The sequence below is a fragment of the Litorivita pollutaquae genome (assembly GCF_003205515.1).
Classification (GTDB): Bacteria; Pseudomonadota; Alphaproteobacteria; order Rhodobacterales; family Rhodobacteraceae; genus Litorivita; species Litorivita pollutaquae.
This window is the reverse complement of sequence record NZ_KZ826481.1, coordinates 708,310-728,229: the sequence shown is the minus strand read 5'-3', so window position 1 is coordinate 728,229 and position 19,920 is coordinate 708,310. Positions and strand designations below refer to the sequence as shown.

The window sequence follows — 19,920 nt, the reverse complement described above, 5'->3', positions numbered from 1 at the left end:
GCGTATTGATCGGCTCATCTGAAATGCAAAACGCCGCTCCGGATCGGGGCGGCGTTTTTGCGGCGGTGATTTGCGGCGGTGACATGCCGAGAGAGATGGGGCGCGTGCGATGCTGATGGGCTCCATATCGTGCTTCATGAAAGCGGAATAGCCCGAAGCCCGCGAACACGCGCTTCCCCTCGCCGCAAAGGGCGAGGGGGGACACACGGGGTATTTGTTACCGGGACGCCGGAAGGGGCTGGAAAACCTGATCAGTCGCGGGTAGGCGCTGGCAAGAAGCTGAATGCACCGGCAACGGTTTCGCTTCCGTCAACGACGAATTGCTGGTTCATGTCCGACGCCAGCTTTACCGTTGCGCTTCCCGACGCGGGGATGTCATCGGTTTCCCACGATCCGTCAGCCGCCTTGATGACAATTGATCCCTCGCTGTCATTGTGGAAGACCAACGAATATCCGGGTTTGGCATAGGTGACTTCTGGGAAGAATCCCTCGCCGGTCATCAGAACCGTTTGAGTGACGGTCTCTTCGCTCGGGTCGTAATCTTTTTCATCATTGGCCAAGGCCGGAGTCGCCATTGCAACAGCAGCAACGGTGGAGAGTGCCATAAATTTACGCAGCATCTGAATGCTCCTCGTGTTCCATGCGGCCCCCGCCCATGTATTCGTATGATCAACTCGTATCGTAGAAATCGGGCGGAAATATGGCGCGTAAAGTGTTGATTAACCAAAGCATTGTGGACAGTGCGATGAAGCGCGACCGATTGTTTCGTGCCATATGGAAAACCGGCAGCCGGGGGCGCAGGGTGTGGCAGGCGCCACGTCGGGATTCGCACGGCCCTTGCGCGCCGCCGGTCCGGTTAACGTGGTCTTGCGGACACATTGCACCGCGAAGGCGGGCTGGACGTGGGCGCGGCGCACGCGGTGCTTGCGATTTGCGCGTGCCGCAGTGCATTATCACTCCAACACCCGTGCGGCATGCCGCCCAAGTCCAGTGAAAGATCACCCCGATGAGCCAGACCGCCCCCCGAAATATCTACATTCTCAATGGGCCGAATCTTAACCTTCTGGGACAGCGCCAGCCGGAAATTTACGGCTACGACACTTTGGGCGATGTGCAATCGAGCTGTCACGAGATTGCCGCAACCTTCGGGCTTGATTGTACGTTGCTGCAATCCAACCATGAGGGGCAATTGATCGATTGGATCCATGAGGCGCGGGAGGCGGCGGTTGGGATTATCATCAATCCGGCGGCCTATACCCATACCTCAGTGGCCATCTTCGATGCGCTCAACGCATTCGAGGGCCCGGTGTTGGAGGTGCATATCTCTAATGTTCATAAACGCGAAGCCTTTCGCCATCATTCCTATGTATCGCTGCGCGCCGATGGGGTGATTGCGGGGTTCGGCATCGAAGGATACGGGCTTGCGATGCGGCGAATGGGATCGTTGCTTTGCGGGTAAACCGCGCCTGAACCCGCCTTTTGCTTAAAACCTGATCTAGAATACTGGTGCTCGCAGGCGCGATTTAATCATGCCTTGAACGTTTGGAAGCACACTCCCCGTTGCGGCAGGGTGGCGCCGCAATCAGTGGACGGCGGGGTGCAGTATGACAATCTATGTTCTTCAAGGATATGACGACGGTTCTTTTGCGGCCTTCGCCAGACAGAAGGGCGTCGACGGCGCGCCGTGTAATGACACGATCCTTTTTGGCGCCGGTGGCACAATACAAGGCCCCGACGGCGATATCAGCGCCAAGGCCGGCGATAATATGATTGATGATGTCGGGAGCATCCCCGAGATTCACGATGATCCGCTGTACGAAAACATGGGCAATGGGGCCGTTTGGACCGGTGGCGTCGATGACGGCACCTGTGGTGGCGCGCCCTATGATCTTCTGTGCGGGGAGGGGGATGCCGATCCGGTTTTCGGTCTTGCGTGCAATGAGGATGCGCACGGCGGGCTCGGCAATGATGTGCTTTTGGTTGGCACTCGCGATGACGTTCTGCAGGGCTGTGAAGGGGGCGACTACCCCTACGGCGGTGCGGGCGACACTCTCTATCGCGATGATGGTCCGGCCGTCGCTTGGAGTATTCGGGATCATGATCCGGTTTGTAATGGCGAAGGCACCGCATGCATCGGCGATCGGGGCGAAGAATGCACCACGGCGCGCAATAGGATTTTATGAAGCGGTGCGGGCGACCCCGTGAAGGTGGACGGCCGCGTTGATGTGATCGCTATCTGTGAATTGGCTGTCCCGCAGGTGCCGGCGCATCTCGTTGGTCGCACCTTGCGTGTGTTTGCCGTGATGGGGCGGATCGGCGTTGTACAAAGACGGTTTGGAGGCCGTCACGCCGCCGGCCTGAACGCTGTGAAACCGCCGGCGCCGCGCGTTAGGGCAAAACCATCAACCACAGCCAAACCGTTATGAGGCAGACCACCGTACCGATCAACACCGCCGAGGCCGCGACACGCCGCCCTTTGCCGTACATATTCGCAAAGACATAGGAATTGATCCCCGGCGCGACTGCAGAGGTCAATACCGCCGAGCGCAGCTCGGACCGCTCTAACGCGAGCCAATGGCTCATCCCCCAGACGACCGCCGGATGCACCATCAACGAGATGCAAACGGCATAGGCAATGACCTTTATATCGCCCTCGGGGCGGTATTGCACCAATACCCCGCCAAGACCGAAGAGCGCGGCGGGCAAGGCGGATTGGACCATGAGCCCAACCGCATCCGTGACCGGCACCGGTAGTGTCACGCCCGACAGGTTCACAGCAAACCCCATCAAAATTCCCAATATCAATGCATTGCGGAACATCGCCTTGAGCACATTCGGGACCAAAGCCCGCGCGGGCGTGCCATTGGCATGGGCGCGGGCGATCTCCATCGCGGTGATGCCGAGCGCATAGCAAAAAGGCGAATGCACCGAGATAATCGCGTAATTTGCAGTGAGCGCATCGCTGCCGAATGCCCGTTCCGTGATCGGCAAACCCAACATCAGCGAGTTGGAAAACAGACCGACGAACCCCACCGCAACGCTTTCTTCCCAATCACGGCCAAAGATATAATGCGCGCCCAACAGGCCGGTGAAAAATCCTAAACTCGCGCCAGAATAAAAGCTCAGCAAAAGTCGCCAGTGAAAACTCTGCCCCAGATCCAGCGTCGAAATGGCCGAAAAAAGCAGGCAGGGAATGGCGAAGTTCTGAGTGTATTTCATCAAGCCTTGGACATGGGCGTCGGTGAAATATTTTTTGTATACAGCGACATAGCCAAAGCCAATGACCAAGAAAACCGGCAGGATGACATTGAGAAGCTCTTGCATGCGCCTACCCCGTCAATCGGGAATGTCGTATCGGATGACCATCCCGTCATAGGCTGGGGTGATGTGATCGGGGGTCTCTGCTTCGACGGCCGCATAATCCAGATCAATGTGCATATTGGTCAGCACTGCGCGTTTTGGGGCGATTTTTTCAATCCACTCAAGGCTTTGTGCGAGATGCGAATGCGTCGGATGCGGCGTGCGGCGCAGCGCGTCGACGATCCAACAGTCCAACCCCTGCAATACCGGCCAGGCATCGTCATAGATCTCGGCCACATCAGGCAAATAGGCGAGATCGCCAATCCGGAAACCCAAGGCATCAATCGCCCCGTGACCGACTTTGAACGGGGTCAGGATCACCGGACCGCCGCGTCCCTCGACGGTGATGTCGCCCTTGATCGTGTGCATGTCCAAAATCGGCGGGTAGGGGCTGTCGTCCGGTTGAATGAACGCATAACCAAAGCGCGAGAAGAGATCGTTTTGCGTATCGCCATCGGCCCAGACCCTAAGCCGTTTGCGCATGTTGAACACGATCATACGCAGATCATCAATGCCGTGCACATGATCGGCATGGCCATGGGTATAGACCACGGCATCAAGGCGCCCGACCCCGGCATTTAAAAGTTGGTCGCGCAGGTCGGGACCGGTGTCGATGAGCACCGATGTCGTGCCCTCGGGCCCGTCGCGTTCGATCAGTAAGGCGCAGCGCCGCCGGCGGTTTTTAGGGTTCTCGGGATCACACTCGCCCCAATGCCCGCCCAGACGCGGCACCCCCCCCGACGAGCCGCAGCCTAATATGGTAAACCGTAACTCTGCCATCAATCACGCCCCTCATATGCAGCCGCCTTGGCAAACAGCCGGTCGAAATTGGCCTGCGTTGCGGCGGCAAAATCGGCGTAATCCATGCCGAAGACCTCGGCGCCTTTTTGTGCGGTCAGAGCGACATAGGAGGGTTCGTTGCGGCGCCCGCGGTGGGGCGGCGGCGCAAGGTAGGGCGCATCGGTTTCGACCAATATCCGGTCAATCGGCGCGGATGCGAAAATATCGCGGACCTCTTGGCTTTTGGGGAATGTCGCGATGCCGGACATCGAGAGGTAAAAGCCCAGATCAAGCGCCGCTTTCGCCAGTTCGGGGCTGGAGGAAAAGCAATGCATGACGCAAGAATAGGGCGCGGCTTCATAGGCTTCGCGCAAAATGCGCGCCATATCATCGTCGGCACTGCGCGCGTGAATAATCAAGGGCAATCCGGTGATCTGCGCGGCCTCGATATGGATGCGCAGGCTTTGCTTTTGGATATCGGCGCTTTCGGCGGTGTAATGGTAATCCAAACCGGTTTCGCCGATGCCGACGAATTTCGGGTGCTCGGCCAGCGCCACCAGCTCCGCAACGCTGACCAAGGGCACCTCGGCGGCGCTCATCGGATGGGTGCCGGCGGCAAAAAATACCTCTGGATAGGTTTCGGCGATCTCTTGCACTTGCCGCAGATTGTCCAGCTTGGTGCAGATCGTCACCATTCGGGTCACACCGGCCGCGCGGGCGCGGGCGATGAGCGCATCGCGTTCGCCGTCGAAATCGGAGAAATCAAGGTGGCAATGGCTGTCGGTGATGGCAATGGCAGTGGTCATGAATGTCTTTCGCGCGCGGGAGCGGCATGGTCAGGTTGCGGCGCAGAGCGGCCGGATCGGGCCGGAATAAATGCGCCAAGGATCAGGTGGCAGCGGTCTGCTGGATCTTGATAAACATATCTAGGATGAGCGCGGCGGGGTCAAGGTTGACCGCCCGCCCGTGCCGGACCCGTGCACCGATTTCTTCGGCGGCCTGCGCCCAATGGCGCGCGCGCTGCGGGTCTGGCGAAAGCCGCAGTAGCATCGTGGCCTCGCCGCTGGATCCCTCGACGGAGGGTGGTGCGCCCAATGCGCCGGTGCGCGCCAAACGCGCCATGATCAGATCCACCTGCCAAAGCATCAGATCCAGTCGCGGCACTGCGGTCCGGGCGGAAACGCCATCGGCCAGCCGCAGCATCCGCCCGCGGTCGCCGGCGGGGAAGGTCGCAAACATTCCGACCAAATCAGCGTAAAGCGACAATCCCCCGCCTTGAGACAGGCGGATCGCCTCGCCCACCGATCCGCCCGCAAGTTCGGCCAAGGCGGCGGTGTCGCCCTCAATATCCACTCCGGCAAGGACGAGCGCCTCGGCCATGTCGGTCGGGGAGAGCGCGGTCAGTCGCAATTCGCGGCAGCGCGAGCGAATGGTCGGTAAAAGCCGCGCGGGTTGATGCGCGATCAGCAAAAGCGTCGTGCGCGCGGGCGGCTCTTCGAGCATTTTCAGCAGCGCGTTCGAGGCTTGCACGTTCATCTCGTCCACCGCATCGACGATCACCACGCGGCGCCCGCCGTCAGGCGCAGAGAGTTGCAAGAAATGCCCCAAAGCGCGCACGTCATCCACGGTGATTTGATCACGCATCTTGCCGGTTTGCGGGTGCGGCGATCGGGTGATGTGAAACAGACCCGGTTCGGATTTCGCTGTGATGCGGCGCGCCACGGGATGATCGGGATCAATCGTGAGCGTATCGGGCGGGGTAGGGGCATCGCCAAATAGAGAAGGGCCGCCATCGGTAGGCGGGGTGGCCAGCAAAAAACGCGCCAATTGCCATGCCAGCGTGGCTTTGCCAGTGCCGCGCGGGCCAGTGATCAACCAGGCGTGGTGCAAACGGCCCGCGTTATATGCGTCCAGAAACTCGGCTTCGGCGCGGCTTTGCCCAATCAGGCGCGCCGTTTCGCGCGGGTGCGGAGCACCGTCGAGCCGGTCCGGCTCTGGAGGTGTGTCTTCGCTCATGAGGCCTTTACCCCGGTCAGATGTGCCAAGGCGATGGCGCGCACGTCTTGCGCTACAGCATCGATGCTGCGCGCGCCGTTTATTGTGGTGAAACGGTCCGCGTATTCATCGGCCAAGGCCAAAAACCCGGCCCGCATCTTTACTTGGAGCGCCTCGCCAAACTCCTCGAACCGCTCTTCGCTGCCGCCGCGCCCCAAGGCCCGGCTCAGCCCCTTGGCGGGGTCCATGTCGATCAGGATCGTCAGATCCGGTTCGCGCCCGATCATCAACCGGTGCAATTCATCCACCAAAGCGCGCAGGTCGCCGCGCGACAGCCCTTGATACATCCGTGTGCTATCGGCGAACCGGTCGCAGATCACCACTTTCCCTTCGGCGAGCGCAGGCAGGATGGTGCGTTCCAAATGGTCGCGGCGCGCGGCGGTGAACAGCAATATCTCGCTATGGGCAGACCAGCGGTCGGGATCGCCTTCGAGCACCAATTTGCGAATGTCCTCGGCCCCCGGGGATCCGCCCGGCTCTCGGGTCAAAACCACCTCATGACCTTCGCTGCGCAGGGTTTCGGCCAGCATTCGCGCCTGCGTGGACTTGCCCGATCCGTCGATCCCCTCAAAGGAAATAAACCGGCCGGTCGTCGCCGCCGTTTGTATGTCGCTCAAGAGGCGGCCTCCGCAGGGGCCGCAGCGGGTGCCGGCGCCGGGGCAGGGCCGTCATTCAACCGGCTCAGGACATGCTGTGCCGCAGTTTTGAGCCGCTCGGCGAACCCGCCCTTGGCGACATCGGCATCTGCGACCAGAGGGATGCGGATTTCCGGCAATGTGTCACGGGTGACGATCAATTCGCCCAAGGGGGTGCCTTGTTTGATCGGGGCAACGACGGGGCTTTGGAACACCACTTCACCCTGTAGCGCGCCTGCGGCCAACACCGGCATCAAGGCGCGGACATCGGTTGCGGGGGTCAATCCGACATCGCCGGCGGCCCCCATAAACACATCAGCGCGCGCGATCACCGTGCCAGATGCGATGATGTCGCGCTCTGAAAACTGGCGAAAGGCCCAATTGACAATGGCTTCGGCCTCTTCGGCGCGGGCGCGCTCGGAGCTAAGCCCCGATACCACGAAAATCACTCGCCGGTCACCTTGTTTTGCTGAGCCGACCAAACCATATCCGGCCTCGCTGGTGTGGCCGGTTTTGAGGCCATCCGCCCCGATCCCAAGCGCCAAAAGCGGGTTGCGGTTGCGCACATTTTGTGGCGCGCGCCCGTCGAATTCAAACCGTGTTTCGGCAAACAGCGGATAGAATTGCGGGAAATCAGTGATCAGGTGATTGGCCAGCAACGCCAGATCGCGCATCGACATGCGGTGCCCGGCGGCGGGCCAACCGTTGGAATTGACAAAGGTCGAATTGGTCATGCCGAGCGCCGTGGCGCGTTTGGTCATGGCGCGGGCAAACCCGGCCTCGGTGCCATCCGGCGATAGCGCTTCGGCAATCACGGCGCAGGCGTCATTGCCCGACAAAACGATAATGCCGCGCAACAGATCTTCGACCGTCACGCGATCGGTGGTGTCCAAAAACATCGTTGAACCGCCATAGCTCATCGCATGTTCCGACACCGGCAAACGTTCGGTCAAATCCAAACGCCCGTCGCGGATCGCCTCAAAGGCCATCAAAAGGGTCATCAGTTTGGACATCGACGCCGGCGGCAAAGGTTCATCTGCGTTTTTCGCCAGCAAGACTGTGCCCGTGGTCTGATCGAGAATAAAGGCCGAACTGGCGCGGGTTTCAAACCCGCTTGCCGGTAGCGCCAGAAGCAGCAGCGCCGCAAGGCCCGCAATCTGGAGGCGGATCATGGACAGGGTGGGGCGAAACGAAAGGCGGTGCATGGTGGTTGGTGCTCTTTGGTCAATGGATCAGCAGGGGAGGCGGCCCTATTGGCCAGACCCTGTGCCAAAAGTGCAATCTTCTGCGCCCCGCTGCAAGAGGGCAAACCGCCATGACGTGCGGCGCGCGGAACCCTGCCGCCGCGCGCCTGTCTTTGCCATAAGCAGATCAGGATCGCAGAGGCAGAGAGCCACGAAGAGGGATCAGTTGGTCACCGCATAGGCATCGGCAAACCCGTTGGCTTTAATCTTCTTGAGCAAGGCGGCGCGCTCTCCCTTGGAGGTTGCAGGCCCGACCAGCACGCGCCAGAATGTCTTGCCGGATGTGCTTTGCTTTTTCACCGTGGGGACCATGCCGGCTTGGCGCATGGCGGTGGCGGTGTTTTTGGCATTCTGCTCGACCGAGAAAATCCCGATCTGTAAATAGGGTTTGGCAAGCGCCGATCCGGCGGTTTTGGTCACGGGTTTCGGCGCCGGTGCGGCCGCAGGTTTTACGGGCGGTTTGATCGCGCCACTGGACGTGACGGCAGGCGTCGCTTCGGCCTTGGCAATTGCCGCGCCTGCGCTGGCGGTCACGGGGTCCAGAGTGCTTGCCTCGACGGTGGCAGGATCGTTGAGCGGTTCGGCCTCTGTGGTTTCGGGCGTGCTTGGGACTTCCTCGCGGCGCAATGCGGTGACGTTCAATTGGTTCGGCGCCCCGGCCAACATGCCCAAGGCGGCAGCCGCATCAGACGAGACCTGCAGACGTGGCCCGGGGTTTGCACGTTCGCGGCGGAACAAGGCCCCGATGACGAATTTGCCATTGGCGGTGTTGCGGATGATCACCCGTTCGGGGTCTTTGACATCGGGGTGCGCGACCCAAACGCCGCCCAGCGACGGACGCCCGTCCCAAAGCCCGGCTTCGGTGACCTGGAAGACATCGGGCGCCTCGATATCACGCTCGATCAGCTTTACCGACTTTGAGGGGGCGTTTGCCTGCCCTGCCTCGCCCGTGCCGGAAGCGGGATTTTTCAACGAAAACTGGCCATTTTCGTCACAGGCCGAGAGCAACATCATGCTGCCAGCCAATATAGATATGCCTGTCAATCGCCGCGCACGCGACATGGATTTTCTTTGCGATTTCATAGGTCTGCCCCTCGCCTACCACTTTTCCGCGCGGTTCGGATCATGTCCTTGGCGCGCCTGCCTGCTCTTGCGCCATTGATTTTGCGGCGCGTTATTTTTGTTCGGTGATGCCTATGCAACACCGCTGTCGCGCGCAGTTTAGCGGTTTGAAAGGCACATGAAAAGTCCGCGCCGCAGCCTCGGCGGATTTTGCCGTAAAACCGTTGATACGCGGCAATCGCGCCACAGGCGCGGCAGAGGTTGCTGTTTGAAGGTCGGTGCAATTTCATCTTTACCCGCCCCGCGTTCCTTAGTAGCAAAGCCCCCATCGGAGAGGTGGCAGAGTGGTCGAATGCGGCGGTCTTGAAAACCGTTGAGCGTGTGAGCGTTCCCAGGGTTCGAATCCCTGTCTCTCCGCCATATGGTATTGAAATTGTTGAAAAACTTCCCATTGGGGGTTTCTATTGCCGATCTGGTGACGGATTTCACACGATGGTTTCAGGGTGCCCATAATGTTCTATGTGTTAGCCGTGCGGAAAAATTGCTTTACTCGTTAGCCTTAGGGACTTCGGGTGCCGGCGGATATGGGCCGTTGTTTTGGTTTGGTGCATGAGGTTTGATGAGAAGCGGACGATGCCCTCCTAGAACATCAATAAGTGCCTTGCGAACAAGCTTTTGCTCCCAATCGTCGTCATTCCAGCCCTGAGGAATGTAGTTACCTTCAAGAATATCAAGTTGTTCGACCTTGAACTTCAAGACCTTTGAGATTTCGTGAATCAACTTAGTAAGCAAGGTCTCTCTAGCCTTGCTGAATATAGTTTCGTCGTCTTTGCTTGCGTCGGGGGGCAGTCGTTTGCCAAGGTTTTTCAGATAGTTTTTCCATGCTGCTATGACATTTGCGTCTTTGGCAAATTCAATTTCGATCAAGTTTAGAGCGCCAACGTGATCGAAATGAATCGGCATCTTTCTTGTCCGCATCAGAGTCCGAAAAATATCCATCCGACGCGCGCGGACTTCTTTCCTATCATCAGACATTCTTGTAATCCAAACTGCGACGGCTGGACCGATAATTGCCGCACCAGCCGTCGCGACGCCTAAGATGGTTACTCCGTCAATCATGCCATACCCCGCACTTTTTTAAAGATCGCGTTCACTGGCCCCATAGGGGTTTGAACTGGGACGGGTTGACCATCTGCGAATCCAGCGCGAAGTTTTGCCGAAATTGTCTTAGAAAATTCATCCGTAAGCGTTTGACCCGTTACGAGCGTTGCCCCTGCCGGAACTGTCAAAGTTACTTCTATTTCAAATTCGCCACCGTCTCCGACAGTGTACCTTCCATCATATACGCCGCCCGTGGCGTCTGCGCCTGTTACGATACCGTCATTAATTATTAATACGGCGTGGCCGAAGCCGGAAACCCCTGTGTAGTAAAGGGCGTAGAATCCTTGCATATCGTTTTCCTTAACTCGAAACACTCAATATATTGTGAGAACAAACCAAGAAACAATCAAGGACTTGTGATCAGGGGCAATGAAAAAGGCCGCCCCCGAAGGGACGGCGGTGTGCTTCCAAATTGGCCCTTCAGAAGATCGTTAGAAACAGGCTTGGGGGATGCCCGCAATCAAGCGGTCAGCCTCGGCGTGAACGCCCGCAGCAACAGCCGTTTGGCGCAGACACACCACCTGACAGGCCGGAAAGCCCCTCATTGGGTCGGAAATCGCGGGCTCCTGAAAGCCAAACGCCGTCTAGCTTGGCTTGCGCTTGCGGTGCCACAAGCGGTGCTGCAGGCCCGCCATGGGCCATGGGCCATGGGCCATGGGCTATGGGCGCTGGATTGGGGCTTTGCCCTCTGGTGACGATAATGTTTGGACAGGCGCCCTGTCGGCGACGCGTTCGGCGCGATGGGCGGCGCAGTTGGCAGGTGGCTCCCCATGATCCCAGGTGATGCGGTGGTCAGCGCGATCGGGAACTACTTCCTTGAGGTCGTGGCCGACGGCCTCTCGGCGGGCACTACTTCATCGCTTGATGGGCGCGCGCTTTGGAAATGCGTTCGAAAGCGCCTTAGTGGCGGGGGCCATGATGTCTTCTGCTCGCATCATGTTTTTGGGTTCGGTATGATCCGACAAACGTGCGGGACGGTGTGCTGCCCGGAACTAAAAAAGTTGGGGTGCTCAGAGTCTGGGAGATACGAATGGCCCTCGGAGCGCCGCGACAAACAAGTCTGGCATGCCCGACATCAACGATGTCACAATCCGCAGGGGCGGCATTCTGACGATGACGGATAATTCGCTCGCTATTGCACTAGGTGGGATCAGCTTGTCCAGAGATGCAGTTTCCGAGATTGCCGCAGGAAATTACAATACACTTGCGCACGAACTTCGACACATTACGCAACAGAGTATTGCCCAGTGGGGCTATTTGGAGTTCGCCATGGTTTGGCTCAATTCCGACGGAAAAGTGCACGATCAAGACGTTCCAGGTAACGGTGGGGAGGCATACCTCTAATCACATCACCGAGACAATTGTCGTTCGCATGTGCAACTACGCGGTTGAGTTAGGCAGTTAAACGCGGGAACCGGGTCAACTTTAAACACTCATTGACACCGCCGGGTGGGAGCATCGACCGCATCGGTTCACTCCGTACTTTCCTAACGGCCTCGAATTGTTCCGAACATCTCAAGTGGTCGCATCAACCTCAAATGTTACCCCATACCATCAAAACAACCTAGCCGTGCTCTAGCGGCTTTGATATCCATGATATGGATATATTGAGCCTGAAAATGCGCCAATTTGTACGGCGCTCTTCATATTTTACGTCGTCAGCCTGAATTTTGTTTGATTCTTCGCGCTGCAAGCACCTAGCTTAAAGCAAGAAATCGCACTCAATCAAAAATGTGATCTAACGCGTTCATCATGTGGATGGCGCGAACCCTATCCACTTGTTGGATAGGTGGTCGTTGATGGAAACCAAACTAGGGACATAAAAATGAAAATCCGTTCAATGTTACTTCAAAGCGCCGCAGTGGCTGGCGCCCTCGGTGTCAGCTTCACGCTTGGGGCTACGGCAGCGAATGCGCAATCCTCCGTGCAGATCCCTGACGGCACCAGCGTTACGATCCCCTCGAACGCCACATGCGACATGGACGCCGATGCGGCGGGTGTGTCTGACGATACGATCAAATTGGGTGCGTTTACGCCCTTGACTGGTCCGGTCGCAGGGCCCGGGATTGGCGCAGTCGAGGGTCAAGAATATGTTTTCGACAAAGTGAACGCCGCCGGTGGCGTGAATGGCCGCAAGATTAAGTTTTCGGCGCTGGACGACCAATACAGCGCGGCCTACGCACAGCAACAGGTCCGGCGTCTTGTCGAACGGGAGAAAATTTTCGCGATCTCCGGCGGGATCGGCACGCCCAATTTTGTTGCGGTCCTGCCCTACATCGAAAAAAATCAGATTCCGGCGATCGGGATGTATGCGCCGGCGGCCGACAAGGTCGGCACAATGAAAAACCCGCACGTCTATATGATCTGGCCGAACTTCGTCTCCGAATTCAACGTGATTGCGGATTACGTGGCCCGCACGGATTCTGATGCCAGTATAGCGCTGCTCATGCAGTCCGGCGACATTGGCAACGATGCCTTAAAAGGGATGGAGACGGCTCTCGAACGGCACGGGAGGAAGATCGACAATGTGCTGCGTACCGAAGCCACCACAACCGACTACCTGCCCATCGCTCAAGAGTTGAAAGAGATCGGCGCGGATTGGGTCTTTATGGTCGTCCAGCCCACTGGCATCGGCCAGGCAATCGGCTCTATGGCGAAGATCGGTTATAACCCAAAGGTCGCCACCCAGTCCGACGCGACAGACGAGACCTTTATCAGTGCGTTTCCCGAGGAAGCAGAGGGGATATCAACTCCCACCAAGGTCGCGGCCTTGACAAGCGATGACCCCAAAGTGCGCGCTTTCGTCGAGGACTTCACGGCGGTGACCGGCAAAGCACCGTCGATGTGGAATACTGTAGGCTTTGCGCAAGCCATGGTGACAATCGAAGCACTGCAAGGCGCTCCGGCGCTTACGCATGACTGTCTGGAGTTGGCGCTGCAACATATGCAAGGCTTCGAAACCGGAGTTCTTCCGCCCGTAACCTTCAGTCCGGACAATCGGCAAGGCACCAATGCCGTCGGGATTGCGCGTATCGACGACGGCGTGGTTATTCAGGTTTCAGCCCCCGTACCTGTCCAATGACTGACGTTAACTCAGGCTTGGGATGGGATAAATTATGACCTTGGATACAGCGCTTCAATTGACCATCGGGGGTCTCGTCAGCGGATCTCTTTATGGTCTCGTGTTGATCGGCATACTCCTGATCTATCGGGTGTCTCGTGTGGTAAACTTTGCCCACGGGCAGATCGGCATGGTGGCGGCCATGTGCGCCTTCTTTCTGGTTCCCCACTTCGGTTTGCCGATTGCAGTGGCGTTAGGGCTGGGCCTGGCCGTCGCCGCGTTGGTCAGCTATCTCGTCGACATCCTTGTCATCAGTCGAGTGACCAAGATCGGGTCCGGTTTTGATCTTATCGCCACTTTGGGCGTGATGATGTTCCTGACCGCGATCGTCGAGCTGGTGGCGAGCCCGAAGAGTTTCAAATTCTTCAGTTTGGGTGCCCAGATCGAGTTCACCTTCCTTGGCGTCTACTTCAACGCCAACGACCTCACCGTCATCTTGACGTTGGCCGTCGTTCTGGGCCTGCTTGCCCTTGTCCTGAATAAGACAGGTCTGGGGTTGAGTATCCGTGCCGTCGCCATCAGCCCCGAGATCGCCCGCACGACAGGCGTCAACGTTCAGGCTGTGCGTGCGCTGGTGTGGGCGGCGGGTGGCGCCATCGCGGGTGTCGCGGCCATCCTCATCGCCAGCAAGGTCACTCTCAATGCCTTTTACATGACACCGTTCCTGGTGAAGGCATTCGTTGCCGGAATAGTCGGCGGACTGGACCGCTTTGTGCGGCCAATGGCGATCGCTGTGGGGCTCGGCCTCTTGGAAAGTTGGGTCGTTTACTGGCTTGGCGCAGACGCGCGCATTCCGGCGGTATTCCTTCTCATCATCGTCGTGCTTGGCGTCTTGCCGAGCAAGTACCTACAAGATTTGGAGCAGAGGCCCTAAAATGTTTAATATGCAATCGGTTGCGCGCTCGGACGGCAGAGGCGGACCAGAAAATCTACGGCACATGGCATGGGTAACGGGCGGCTGCCTTCTGGTGTTCGCCCTGCCGTTCATCCTAGAGACCTACTGGCTCTACCTTGTTGGCGTTACCGCTGTTTACGCCATCGCCGGCCTGGGTCTTGTCATTCTCTTTGGCTTCACCGGACAATTGTCGCTGGCGCACGCCTCGTTCTTCGGCATTGGCGCTTATGTGTCCGCGATCGGCGGCGTCCATTACGGCTTACCGGGTATTGTGACCCTGCCGATCGCATTTGCCATCTGCCTTGGGGCCGGCGCATTTGTCGGCATTTTCGCACTGCGTATTTCGGGGCTTCGCTTCGCCTTGATCACGCTTTCGTTCGGAGAACTGTTCTACTGGGCCAGCGTGCGGTGGTCCGATGTTACCGGTGGCGAGCAGGGTCTTTATGCCGAACCCTTGTCGGTCATGGGCATTGATTTTGGCGACCCCATAAACGCCTATTTTCTGTTTGCCGCGCTTGGCCTCCTCGCTACGGCGCTTTGCTTCAGGCTGCGCGATTCCAGCTTTGGCCGCGCAATGGCGGCGACGCGCGATTCAGAGCTGGCAGCAAGATCCAGCGGTGTCTCGGTGGCGCGTACAAGATACATCGCCTTCGTTATCGGTGCTCTGTTTAGCGGGGTCGCGGGGTGGCTGTTTTCCGGACATGTTGGTGCAATCTCTCCCAATTTCTTTGATATGTTCGCCTCGTTGAACATGCTGGTCGCGGTGATCATTGGTGGCGTGAAAACGCCGCTGGGGGCTTGGGTGGGGGCCGCCTATCTGGTCTTCGTTCCCGAACTATTCGGCATGGCCGGCGTCTCGAACCTTTATCCCATTTTGAGCGGTGCTCTGTTGGTGCTGATCGTTCTGGTTTTGCCTGTCGGCATTGTTCCAGCATTACAACAGGCCTTGCGACATCTGGGGACATCACGAGGGGATAAGCAATGAAGACGCTCGAGATGCCTCTCAAAGGCGATGTGACACTGAACCTCGAAAACCTGTCGGTTTCTTTCGGCGGCCTCATGGCGCTCAACGACGTCACGATGTCTTTGAAGCCCAATGTCTGGAACGGGCTGATCGGACCAAATGGTGCGGGCAAGACGACCCTTCTCAATGTCCTCTCCGGCTTCCTTGTGCCGACTGGCGGCAGCATCCATCTGGGCGACGAAAATATGACAGGTCAGTCCACTCAAAATTGGGTGGAGCGGGGCATATTACGCGGCTTTCAAATGCCGCGTCTGCTGGAGGGCGAAACAGTTTTCGTCAATATCATGCTGGGCCGTCACCGTTTCCTGTCCTCGGGCCTGGGTGCGCAAATCCTGAGACTGCCGCAGTATATGGCAGATGAAAAAAGAGACCGCGACGCCTGCATGGAAATCGCCGAGCGGTTGCTGCTGGGCGACGTTTTGGAAGAACCGATCTCCAACTTGACGTTCGGGACCCGCCGGCTGGTGGAGATCGCCCGACTGCTTGCTGCGGAGCCGAAGATCGCGCTCTTTGATGAGCCGGCGGCAGGCATGGACCCGGACCTGCGCCACGAACTCGTGTCAATCCTGGCTGAGATCCAATCCGCAGGCAAGATCACGGCCGTGCTGGTGGAGCACGACGTGGATCTTGTCAGGCGGCTCTGCCCAGTCAGCCACGTCCTAGATGCGGGCCGCCTGATTGCCCACGGAGCAACCGATGAGGTCCTCGGCCTTCAGCAGGTTCAGCAAGCTTATTTCGGAGTTGATCATGATTGAACTTGAAAATGTAGAGGCGTGGTACGGCGCGTCCCAAGCGTTGTTTGGCGTCACCTTCAGGGTGAATCCGGGCGAGTTGGTGGCGCTGGTCGGGGTGAATGGTGCCGGAAAGACGACCATCGTGCGGGTGATCAGCGGCTTGGTTCGATCCAGCGGTCAAATTCGCCTCGATGGGCGCGACATCACTGCGACGCCGGCCTATCAGCGTTTTCGTCAAGGCGACATTGCGGTGGTCCTTGAGGGACGAGGTATGTTGCCCGAGCTGACCGTCATCGAGAACATCATCCTTGGCCTTGATGGACGCCATAAGGATCGGCTCGATGAAGTGCTGGAGCTCTTCCCGGTCTTGCGCGCGCGCCACAGCGAGCGCGTGTCGAACCTTTCTGGAGGGGAACAGCAAATGGTCGCGCTGGCGCGTGCCATCGTGCGTCGGCCGCGCCTGTTGATTCTCGACGAACCCTCGCTCGGATTGGCGCCTCTGGTGGTCAACGAGGTTTACGCGACGCTGGAGAAATTGCGCGCGCAATTCGACATGACCATCCTGCTGATCGAGCAGAACATCGCCATGTCACGAAAGGTCGCCGACAGGCTTTATCTTGTGCGCTCAGGCCGGATCGCAAGCGAAATCGACGCGACGGACGTCAATGCGCTGGAATCACTATCACAAAGTGCTCTGGGAGTTGATGGCAATCACTAGGCTCAAAATGCGAGCACGTTGATTTTGGATCAAAACGACTTGGCGCCCGAATGGCGCCCTATCACGCGGAAAGGCGCGGCAGGTTTTTGTACTGGGTGGATGCACCCCGAACACGTCCCGCAGGGGCGATTACGATCGACACTCTAATAAAATCGACACTCTAATAAAACTGAGAAGGGAAATGAAATGAAACATGAAGAACTGGGCTTTTCCGGGCTTGTCGAAGTTGGCGAGAGCATGGCGAGCGGCGCGCTTTCGCCGGTCGAACTGACGGAAGCGATGCTGGCGCGGATTGAACAAGTCGACCCGACAATCAAAAGCTACGCACGGGTCATGACCGATCAGGCGATGGAAGATGCCAAGCGCGCCGAGACCGAACTGAAGGCCGGCAAGCGCCGCGGCCCGCTGCACGGCGTGCCGGTTGCCGTCAAGGATCTTTGCGATACCAAAGGCGTCGTCACGGCGTTCGGCGTTGCGGGCTTTCAGGATCGCATCCCCGAACGCGATGCCACCGTGGTCAGCAAGCTGCGCGATGCGGGCGCGGTGATACTGGGCAAATTGGAGATGACCGAAGCTGCGCTGATCACCTATGACCCCGGTATCGCGCCGCCAATTGATCCCTGGAGAGAGGATACTTGGTGCGGCTGCTCGTCCAGCGGTTCGGGCGTTGCGACCGCCGCCGGCCTGTGTTTTGGCTCTTTGGGAAGCGATACCGGCGGCTCGATCCGGTTCCCCGCCTATTGCAACGGCGTTGTCGGGCTTAAGCCGACATGGGGACGCGTCAGCCGCTACGGCGTTGTCCCGCTCGCTGAAACCTTGGATCATGTCGGACCCCTGACCCGCAAGGTCGAGGATGCGGCGGCAATGCTGGGGGCCATTGCAGGTAGGGACGAGAATGATCCGACCAGCCTCTCGGACACGGTTCCGGACTACCTGAGCGGTCTGGGGCAAGGCGTGAAGGGCATCCGCATTGGCTACGATGAGCAGTACTGCACCAATGGGGTGGAACCGTCGGTGCAAGCCGCAACACAGCGCATGATAGACATTTTGAAGGAGCGCGGCGCAGAGATCGTTCCCGTCACCATGCCCGCCACCGAGGACGCAATTCAGGCTTGGGGGGCAATCATCAACGCCGAGGCTCTGCTGGCGCACACCGACATGTACGCCGCGCGCCCCTCGGCCTATAGTGAAGCCTTGAAGGAGTTCCTCGAGACCGCGAAAACGGTGACCACGCTCGATCTTGCCAAGGCGACCATCACGCGCCGTGAATTCTGTGGCCAGATCGCCGCACTCTTCCAAAGCGTGGATCTGTTTGTCGCCCCGGTCATGGCCACCGCCGCGCCTTCGCTCAAGGACTTTAACGAGCTTTGCGAACAGCCGACCGGCCTGACTGAACTGGCATTCTTCAGCAGCATGCAAAATCTGACCGGCAGCCCAACGATCACACTGCCCGGCGGGCTTGATGCGAACGGTCGGCCGGTTGGCTGCCAACTCGTCGGACGGCACGTCGAAGAGGGCTTGTTGCTACGCGCGGGCAAGGCTTATCAAGACGACTTCACCTGGCCCAACCGCCCGCCGCTGGCGATGTGAGGCCGCTATCTGCGCCACGACGCGTGGCATGCTGAAGTTCCAGAAGAAGGACATCATGCCACGTTCCCCCTGAACAACACCTTCAGGATATTATGACGGCCCGATACTGACGATGGTGTCGGGTCGTTTGCACTCAAACTCGCGTTATACCGAAAAGGGCGGCCATTCCCGTTCGAACACCTTTTCGGCGATCAACGGTCGGCGCAGCAGGTCATCTTGTTTATGGGGGAGGCAGGCAGCTCCTCATAGCAGGAACCGAAGTGGGAGAGTTTCACGGGGCATCATACCAAGTCGAGCGGGCCGTGGCGAGAAAGCTGCGAAGGTTCAATGCAAGATTAATCCCATGGATCTTTCTTAGGGGGTCGCTGCACTGAGGCGCAGCGAGCGTCTTGGCCTTTCGGTGTGACCAGGATAAAAGTCGATATACTCCCCCCTCAGCCGCGCAGCCGTTGGACGGCCCCGCCTCCACCGGGATCCCCACCAGCTAAGTGGACGCAAACCAAGTTGGGTTCTCAAATATCGGTTCTGACGTTGGATCGATGAGGTCGGATGGGCAGAGCACAGTTTCCTTTTCAGAGATATAACATCTACAATATGGATAATTCATACCAATGACGCAGGCGCCAAAACTTCGGATAGTGGAGTGTGTATTCTTGATTTGGTGCGATATACTCGATATCAGAAGGAAGCAGGGCTGTTGGTGTAACTAGTACAGAATTTGAGGTATCCATTATATGGAAATTCAAGCCGGAGAAAAATCCACTTCTGGAGGCGCTCAGAGCATTGACCGGGCGCTTGGCCTTCTGTCATTGGTGGCGAGTGGCGACGGTCGTGGTGTGCCGATAACATTCCTCACCGATGCGTCCGGGTTGAGCCGCCCAACCGTGCGCCGGATGATGATTGCCCTGATCAGGGCAGGTTTTGTCGAACAAGATGCGCAGACGCGCGCTTACCACCTCGGTCCCGAGAGTTACATTGTCGGGCAGATGGCGGTGCGGCGGTTCGATCTGCTCGGCCTGGCGATGGGCAATCTGCTCGCGCTCTCCGCCGAGAGCGGTGATTCAAGCTTTCTCTCGGTTCGGCGCGGCTCCTACGCGGTTTGTCTGCACCGCGAGGAGGGGTCCTATCCGATCCGAACGCAGGCATTGCAAGCCGGCGATCGTCATCCTCTCGGAGTTGGAGCAGGGTCCATGGCGATCCTTGCTGCACTGCCCGAAGCCGAGCGTCGTATCGTGCGCGATGACGTGGCGCAGGAAATACGCCGACACTATGCAGGCTATACTGTTGGCGTGATCGACAAAAGCGTCGCCATTGCCGAGGCGCAAGGCTGGGCCTTGAATCCGGGGCAGCTTATGGCGAATTCCTGGGGGATCGGTGTCGCGCTTCGGGCGCCCACGGGCGATGTCATCGGGGCGGTTTCCATCGCCGCGCTCGATAGCCGGATGCAACCCGACCGTCAGCCCATGCTGGCAGAACTTCTAACACGCGAGGCGCGCGCAATCGAACGCAAGCTGGAAAGAAGACTGGCTTACTAGCGTCGC

Annotated in this window: 20 protein-coding genes and 1 tRNA gene; 11 read left to right on the top strand and 10 right to left on the bottom strand. The window is 58.5% G+C overall.

The annotated features are described in order from the left end of the window. Positions 1–251: 251 nt before the first annotated feature. The gene (locus tag DI396_RS03545; RefSeq protein WP_110794709.1) at positions 252–620 is read right to left on the bottom strand and encodes a hypothetical protein; all 369 of its coding nucleotides are present in this window, start codon (positions 618–620) and stop codon (positions 252–254) included. A gap of 386 nt (positions 621–1,006) precedes the next feature. Between DI396_RS03545 and aroQ the strand changes: the two genes are divergently transcribed. Both aroQ and DI396_RS03535 read left to right on the top strand, forming a co-directional pair. Then, positions 1,007–1,459, top strand: coding sequence for a type II 3-dehydroquinate dehydratase (gene aroQ, locus DI396_RS03540; RefSeq protein ID WP_110794708.1), 453 nt, complete (start codon positions 1,007–1,009; stop codon positions 1,457–1,459). A gap of 145 nt (positions 1,460–1,604) precedes the next feature. Then, complete coding sequence (locus tag DI396_RS03535) at positions 1,605–2,183, top strand: hypothetical protein (RefSeq protein WP_110794707.1); 579 nt, start codon at positions 1,605–1,607, stop codon at positions 2,181–2,183. A gap of 205 nt (positions 2,184–2,388) precedes the next feature. On the opposite strand, the gene DI396_RS03530 is transcribed toward DI396_RS03535, so the two are convergent. The 7 genes from DI396_RS03530 to DI396_RS03500 all read right to left on the bottom strand — a co-directional run bounded on the left by DI396_RS03530 (position 2,389) and on the right by DI396_RS03500 (position 9,157). After that, the gene (locus DI396_RS03530) at positions 2,389–3,324 is read right to left on the bottom strand and encodes an AEC family transporter (protein ID WP_110794706.1); all 936 of its coding nucleotides are present in this window, start codon (positions 3,322–3,324) and stop codon (positions 2,389–2,391) included. 12 nt (positions 3,325–3,336) lie between these two features. Then, positions 3,337–4,140, bottom strand: a complete 804-nt coding sequence (locus DI396_RS03525) for an MBL fold metallo-hydrolase (protein ID WP_110794705.1) — start codon at positions 4,138–4,140, stop codon at positions 3,337–3,339. Continuing rightward, positions 4,140–4,946 carry a TatD family hydrolase gene (locus DI396_RS03520; protein WP_110794704.1) on the bottom strand — a complete coding sequence of 269 codons (807 nt, stop codon included), beginning with the start codon at positions 4,944–4,946 and terminating at the stop codon, positions 4,140–4,142. The genes DI396_RS03525 and DI396_RS03520 overlap by 1 nt, the downstream gene beginning before the upstream one ends. Before the next feature lie 82 nt (positions 4,947–5,028). Beyond that, positions 5,029–6,156: a DNA polymerase III subunit delta' gene (locus DI396_RS03515; RefSeq protein WP_110794703.1), complete on the bottom strand. Its 1,128-nt coding sequence runs from the start codon at positions 6,154–6,156 to the stop codon at positions 5,029–5,031. Then, positions 6,153–6,803: a dTMP kinase gene (gene tmk / locus DI396_RS03510; protein ID WP_110794890.1), complete on the bottom strand. Its 651-nt coding sequence runs from the start codon at positions 6,801–6,803 to the stop codon at positions 6,153–6,155. The genes DI396_RS03515 and tmk overlap by 4 nt, the downstream gene beginning before the upstream one ends. Positions 6,804–6,808: 5 nt before the next feature. Then, positions 6,809–8,002 carry a D-alanyl-D-alanine carboxypeptidase family protein gene (locus tag DI396_RS03505; RefSeq protein WP_110794889.1) on the bottom strand — a complete coding sequence of 398 codons (1,194 nt, stop codon included), beginning with the start codon at positions 8,000–8,002 and terminating at the stop codon, positions 6,809–6,811. Positions 8,003–8,236: 234 nt separating this feature from the next. After that, positions 8,237–9,157 (bottom strand): SPOR domain-containing protein, encoded by a 921-nt coding sequence (locus tag DI396_RS03500; protein WP_235851725.1) that lies wholly within the window; start codon positions 9,155–9,157, stop codon positions 8,237–8,239. A 309-nt stretch (positions 9,158–9,466) separates the two neighbouring features. Between DI396_RS03500 and DI396_RS03495 the strand changes: the two genes are divergently transcribed. Further along, positions 9,467–9,556: transfer RNA gene (locus tag DI396_RS03495), tRNA-Ser, on the top strand. A 126-nt stretch (positions 9,557–9,682) separates the two neighbouring features. On the opposite strand, the gene DI396_RS03490 is transcribed toward DI396_RS03495, so the two are convergent. Together DI396_RS03490 and DI396_RS03485 are read right to left on the bottom strand one after the other, a co-directional pair. Beyond that, positions 9,683–10,255, bottom strand: coding sequence for a DUF6680 family protein (locus DI396_RS03490; protein WP_110794701.1), 573 nt, complete (start codon positions 10,253–10,255; stop codon positions 9,683–9,685). Next, positions 10,252–10,587, bottom strand: coding sequence for a hypothetical protein (locus tag DI396_RS03485; RefSeq protein ID WP_110794700.1), 336 nt, complete (start codon positions 10,585–10,587; stop codon positions 10,252–10,254). The genes DI396_RS03490 and DI396_RS03485 overlap by 4 nt, the downstream gene beginning before the upstream one ends. Before the next feature lie 775 nt (positions 10,588–11,362). Here DI396_RS03485 and DI396_RS03475 point away from each other — a divergent pair. From DI396_RS03475 to DI396_RS03440, 8 genes are all read left to right on the top strand, one after another. Then, the gene (locus DI396_RS03475; RefSeq protein ID WP_110794698.1) at positions 11,363–11,641 is read left to right on the top strand and encodes a hypothetical protein; all 279 of its coding nucleotides are present in this window, start codon (positions 11,363–11,365) and stop codon (positions 11,639–11,641) included. A 481-nt stretch (positions 11,642–12,122) separates the two neighbouring features. Then, positions 12,123–13,379, top strand: a complete 1,257-nt coding sequence (locus tag DI396_RS03470) for an ABC transporter substrate-binding protein (RefSeq protein WP_110794697.1) — start codon at positions 12,123–12,125, stop codon at positions 13,377–13,379. A 34-nt stretch (positions 13,380–13,413) separates the two neighbouring features. Continuing rightward, the gene (locus tag DI396_RS03465) at positions 13,414–14,292 is read left to right on the top strand and encodes a branched-chain amino acid ABC transporter permease (RefSeq protein ID WP_110794696.1); all 879 of its coding nucleotides are present in this window, start codon (positions 13,414–13,416) and stop codon (positions 14,290–14,292) included. A gap of 64 nt (positions 14,293–14,356) precedes the next feature. Beyond that, a complete protein-coding gene (locus tag DI396_RS03460) occupies positions 14,357–15,298 on the top strand; it encodes a branched-chain amino acid ABC transporter permease (protein ID WP_162617135.1) in 942 nt (313 codons plus the stop codon). Next, on the top strand, positions 15,295–16,092 hold the full coding sequence (locus DI396_RS03455) for an ABC transporter ATP-binding protein (protein ID WP_110794694.1): 798 nt from the start codon (positions 15,295–15,297) through the stop codon (positions 16,090–16,092). The genes DI396_RS03460 and DI396_RS03455 overlap by 4 nt, the downstream gene beginning before the upstream one ends. After that, positions 16,085–16,789, top strand: a complete 705-nt coding sequence (locus DI396_RS03450) for an ABC transporter ATP-binding protein (protein ID WP_110794693.1) — start codon at positions 16,085–16,087, stop codon at positions 16,787–16,789. Before DI396_RS03455 ends, DI396_RS03450 begins: the two co-directional genes overlap by 8 nt. A 186-nt stretch (positions 16,790–16,975) precedes the next feature. After that, entirely contained in the window at positions 16,976–18,379 is a 1,404-nt protein-coding gene (locus DI396_RS03445) for an amidase (RefSeq protein ID WP_110794692.1), read from the top strand. 734 nt (positions 18,380–19,113) lie between these two features. Continuing rightward, positions 19,114–19,914, top strand: coding sequence for an IclR family transcriptional regulator (locus tag DI396_RS03440; RefSeq protein ID WP_235851724.1), 801 nt, complete (start codon positions 19,114–19,116; stop codon positions 19,912–19,914). The last annotated feature ends 6 nt before the right edge of the window (positions 19,915–19,920 follow it).